This window comes from Duncaniella sp. (assembly GCF_029054785.1).
In the GTDB taxonomy this organism is placed as follows: Bacteria; Bacteroidota; Bacteroidia; order Bacteroidales; family Muribaculaceae; genus Duncaniella.
This window is the reverse complement of the sequence record NZ_JAIDEN010000073.1, coordinates 1-4,662: the sequence shown is the minus strand read 5'-3', so window position 1 is coordinate 4,662 and position 4,662 is coordinate 1. Positions and strand designations below refer to the sequence as shown.

4 protein-coding genes are annotated in these 4,662 nt (G+C 49.9%); 2 read left to right on the top strand and 2 right to left on the bottom strand.

Features of this window, described 5'->3' with window-relative positions:
- Positions 1 to 223: 223 nt before the first annotated feature.
- Both K2H17_RS04765 and K2H17_RS04760 read right to left on the bottom strand, forming a co-directional pair.
- Complete coding sequence (locus tag K2H17_RS04765; RefSeq protein WP_300132041.1) at positions 224 to 1,387, bottom strand: DUF4861 domain-containing protein; 1,164 nt, start codon at positions 1,385 to 1,387, stop codon at positions 224 to 226.
- A gap of 28 nt (positions 1,388 to 1,415) precedes the next feature.
- A complete protein-coding gene (locus K2H17_RS04760) occupies positions 1,416 to 2,276 on the bottom strand; it encodes an RNA polymerase sigma factor RpoD/SigA (protein WP_107032887.1) in 861 nt (286 codons plus the stop codon).
- A 280-nt stretch (positions 2,277 to 2,556) separates the two neighbouring features.
- On the opposite strand from K2H17_RS04760, the gene K2H17_RS04755 reads away from it, so the two are divergent.
- Both K2H17_RS04755 and K2H17_RS04750 read left to right on the top strand, forming a co-directional pair.
- On the top strand, positions 2,557 to 3,381 hold the full coding sequence (locus tag K2H17_RS04755) for a glycogen/starch synthase (RefSeq protein WP_300132040.1): 825 nt from the start codon (positions 2,557 to 2,559) through the stop codon (positions 3,379 to 3,381).
- Between the two features lie 147 nt (positions 3,382 to 3,528).
- Positions 3,529 to 4,662: DUF4270 family protein (locus tag K2H17_RS04750; protein ID WP_300132038.1), on the top strand; the 1,134-nt coding region annotated here is incomplete at its 3' end.

The following is a 4,662-nucleotide window of genomic DNA, read 5'->3' as shown; positions in this document are numbered from 1 at the left end:
AGAGTTAAAATCTGAGTGGTGTATCTTTTAGATAAATTGTTGTAAATGAGGAAGGAGCATAGCGAGCTATGCGACTGGAATGAAGAGCCATAGGCGCCTCAAAACTTTCGCTCAGATTTTAACTATTGTTTTTAAACAACCTCTAAGAGCGCTCTGAAGAAAAACGACCGGACTCATGGATATTCATGAGCCCGGTCGGACTTATTGTGTCAGATATGTCTGATCAGCGGATGGTGATTTTTGCCGGATTACGTTTCTCTTTTTCCCATTTGCGCAGATAGTCAAACCAGTCTGACGCGGAGTGGGGGGAAGCGCTGTCGCGTTCGGCTCCCGAAATGAAACTGTATCGGATATGTCCCTTGGCATCGGTGCGCAGAAGCGTCAGGTAATTGACCTCGTCTTCCTTGACCGAGCGAAGATAGGTGGCGGGGACATAGATGCCGAGTCCGATTGTGTCGGTGATGTCCGGCATTCCTTTATCGGGCAGATTTGTGCCCCAGCTTCCGGCAAGTCCCGATGAGGTGAGGAATCCTTCATTGTCAGTGGCGAGTTTCTGGACTCCGGTGCAGTAGGTGTACGATTTGGGGGCGCCGGAGATCGTGATGTCCACGTCTATGTCGCGGTGGCGGGCATAGATTGTGTAGCGCTGCCGCATTTCCAGAGGTGTGCCGTTGTAGACCCATCCGCGGTCCGAGACTTCGACTATCGAGCGCACGGGGCCTGTGGCTACAACTCGCTGCATGCGGGTGGTGACCGTGTCGATGGTGACAGGATTGTCATTTTGCCATCCGCGGAAAGATCCGAGTGCTACGGAGGTTCCGGCCCAGAGCACATCGCGGCCATAGCCCTGTTCAAGCTGTTGGCGTGTCGTGTAGAATCCGGTGCTGTCGAGCTCAAGGCGCGGGGTGTTCTTGGCGTAGAGATCGACGCTCTGGCGGTTGTCCATATAGATGCGTATCGCATTGTAGAGGCCTTCAAGCACTACTCCGTGGCCGTAGATGCTGTTGTACATCTGCCGGTTGTCGACATTGCCCGGAAACGCGATTGCCTGGATCTCCGGGTGTTTTTTGTTCTTGTCGTTCAGTTTGAGATAGGCGTTGGTCTCAGGAGTGAATGCCGATTTCGGTTTGGCGGACGAGAGGTCGATTTTGAGGGTTTTGGTCTGGTTGGCTTTCAGGTCGACGAGGAAGACCAGTTCGTCGGGGCGGCCGTCGTCATTAAGGTCGTCAAGCTGCCAGGCCATATCGGGCTGGCCCTGGATCACGGCCGAGTTGATCTCTTTGCCGTTCTGGGCGATAGGAACAACAACCGGCACCGCCTGTCGGGGTGTCGGTTGTGGATTCGTTACTGTAACAGTGATTGATAGCAGTAGTGATAGCGCAAACATGGATGTTATGGCTGATGGTTATGAAAAATTACTGTCCGAGGTAGGCTTTGAGCAGATGGCTTTTCTGGCCTTTGAGACGTCGGATCGCTTTTTCCTTGATCTGGCGGACACGTTCGCGGGTCAGATCAAATTTTGCGCCGATTTCTTCGAGGGTCATTTCCTGACATCCGATTCCAAAGAACATTTTCAGGATCTCGCGTTCGCGGTCATGGAGCTGCTTCAGTGCGCGTTCGACCTCTTTTGAGAGTGACTCCTGAGTGAGAGTCGCGTCGGCCATGGGGGAGTCGTCGTTGGTAAGAACGTCCAGAAGGCTGTTGTCTTCGCCTTCGACAAAAGGAGCGTCGACAGAGATATGGCGGCCTGAGACTTTCAGCGTGTCAGCGATTTTGTCGACCGGCACATCGAGTTTTTCAGCAAGTTCTTCAGGAGAGGGACGGCGTTCGTTTTCCTGCTCGAATTTCGAGAGCGCCTTGCTGATCTTGTTGAGCGAGCCGACCTGGTTGAGGGGCAGGCGGACAATTCGGCTCTGTTCTGCAAGTGCCTGAAGGATGGACTGTCTGATCCACCACACGGCGTAGGAGATGAATTTGAAGCCTCGTGTCTCGTCAAATTTCTGTGCCGCTTTAATCAAGCCGAGATTGCCTTCGTTGATAAGGTCAGGAAGACTGAGTCCCTGATTCTGATATTGTTTGGCTACTGACACAACGAAGCGGAGGTTGGCACGCACGAGCTTGTCGAGAGCTCTTTGATCTCCCTGGTGAATGCGCTGGGCGAGCTCTACTTCCTCCTCGACGGAGATAAGCTCTTCGCGTCCGATTTCCTGAAGGAATTTATCGAGCGAGGCGCTTTCACGATTGGTTATAGATTTGGTGATTTTTAATTGTCTCATGTCTACTTATAGCAGATAATTCGTGCAAAGGTAGTAATTTTTCGGCGGATTTCAAAATTTGATAGGCCTAATTGCTTAGTATTGTAGGTCTGAAATGCTAAAAATCGGGCGGTTTGCGTGACTTATTTACCGAAAAATTGCTGATTAAAACGCGCGATGGTGGGAAAATGAAAAAAATTATATAACTTTGCAATCCAAATCACATAACAAAGAGCCGCCTTCAAGGGTTCAGCCATCGGGTGTTGACCTTGTCCGGTTCGCTAAGATTATTATCCATTACATGGCGCCCAAAAAAGTTCTATTTGTCTCGCAAGAAGTATCGCCTTACCTCCCGGAGACCCCAATGTCGGTTCTTGGCCGTGACATCCCGCAGGGAATCCACGGTAAGGAATTTGAAGTAAGGACATTTACTCCGAAATATGGCTGCATCAACGAACGACGCAATCAGCTTCATGAAGTGATACGTCTGTCCGGGATGAATCTTATTATTGACGATTCGGATCATCCGCTGATAATTAAGGTGGCTACTCTGCTTCCGTCGCGTATGCAGGTCTATTTTATAGACAATGACGACTATTTTCAGCCACTGCCTGAAAAGGGTCTCGAAACGGATCTCCTTTCTGACGACAACGATGAGCGTCTGATGTTCTTTACGATGGGTGTTGCCGAGACTGTCAAGAAACTTCGCTGGCAACCCGCAGTCATCCATTGCAGCGGCTGGGTGTCGGCTCTTACGCCTCTGTATCTCCGCCGCCGTTATGCCGATGATCCGATATTCCGTGACTCAAAAATCGTTTACGCTCTTCAGCCGGAAAAATTTGAAGGAACTCTCGATCCTCGCTTTGCCGAGAAATTGCGCATGAGCGACTTCAGCGATGAGGATATTGCCGCGCTTGGTTCCGAAGCTGCAGACTTTGCCGCTCTCAACCGTCTCGCAATAGACTATGCCGATGCGGTCATTCAGGTGACAGGCGATGTCGATCCCGCATTGGTCGAATATGCCAAAGCTTCCGGCAAACCTTTCTTGCCCTATGACGGTGACGAAGAACGCGTTGAACGCTACACTGAATTTTACCGCTCGCTCCTGGGCGAGGAAGAAGATTAATAGGGCGTTTCATGACAAGATTTAAAATCTGAGTGGTATGTCTTACAGATAAATTATTGAAATTTATTGACTGCAAAAAAAACAATACCGGCGCTCAGATTTTAACCATCTGTTATTAAACACTCTCTAAGAATTCCACTCTACAAGATGAAAAAATTAGCTCTGCTTTCAGCAGGAGTAATAGCAACACTCTCCGTTATCTCTTGTGATGAAACCACCTCCACAGCCGGCGGAAGCCTGGTTGAGGATGAGGTTGAAATCGTGATTGATTCAAACTTCACCGTCAGTGGTCGCCCGGTTGTCAATGACCTGGTGCAATCACGCACAGTGCTCCAGCTTCTTGGTAATCTGGATGCCAAAGGATATGGTAGCCTCAGAAGCGATATCGTCTGCCAGTACATGCCGGCGGCCTACATAGATACATTCTACGTAAAGCCGGAATATATCGACTCTGTCAAACTCGTCCTCTCGATGTATAAAGACGGATTTGCCGGAGACTCCGTAGTCCCGATGGGCCTTAATGTCTATGAGCTGAACAAACAGCTGCCATCGCCGATTTACAGCAATTTTAATCCTGAAGGTTACTACAATCCGTCTGCGCCGATCGGTTCAACATCCTATTCCGGACTTATTGACGGGGCCGAAGAGATCAGTTCGGACACAGAAGGCAGTATCATAAAGGATATAATGGTTACTCTCCCGAAAGAATTCGGAGTGCGCCTTTACAATCAGTTCAAGACATCGGAAGCGACTTTCGCCACACCTCAGGCATTCGCAAAGTGGTTCCCCGGTCTGTATATCGCAAATTCATTTGGATCTGGTCGTGTGACACGAATAGTCAACAACATGATCAACGTCTACTATCGGTCCATCATGCCGATCCCGGACACGGATCCTAAGCGCGACACCGTATTCAATTGCGTCGGATCATACATGGCCGTAACTCCGGAAGTCATTACAAACAACAACCTTGTCTACAAGATTTCCGAAGACCTGAAGCAGCGCGCGCAGTCAGGCGAGACAATGCTTGTGGCCCCGACCGGCTATGATGTGGAATTCAATTTCCCCGCCCGCGAAATCCTCAGACGCTATCAGGAAAACAGCGGCTCGCTGTCGGTGGTCAACTCTCTCTCGCTCTCAATTCCGGCAGAGGAAATTGAAAATGACTATGGTCTGACGCCTCCGCCCTACGTCCTTCTTGTCAAGAAAAAGGACAAGGACAAGTTTTTTGCAGGAACTCAGACCAACGACAACCTCTCGTCGTTCTACGCATCCTACAAC

Bases quoted from the DNA above. Each gene is read 5' to 3' on its own strand.
- K2H17_RS04765 (WP_300132041.1), bottom strand. From the start codon at position 1,387: ATGTTTGCGCTATCACTACTGCTATCAATCACTGTTACAGTAACGAAT.
- K2H17_RS04760 (WP_107032887.1), bottom strand. From the start codon at position 2,276: ATGAGACAATTAAAAATCACCAAATCTATAACCAATCGTGAAAGCGCC.
- K2H17_RS04755 (WP_300132040.1), top strand. From the start codon at position 2,557: ATGGCGCCCAAAAAAGTTCTATTTGTCTCGCAAGAAGTATCGCCTTAC.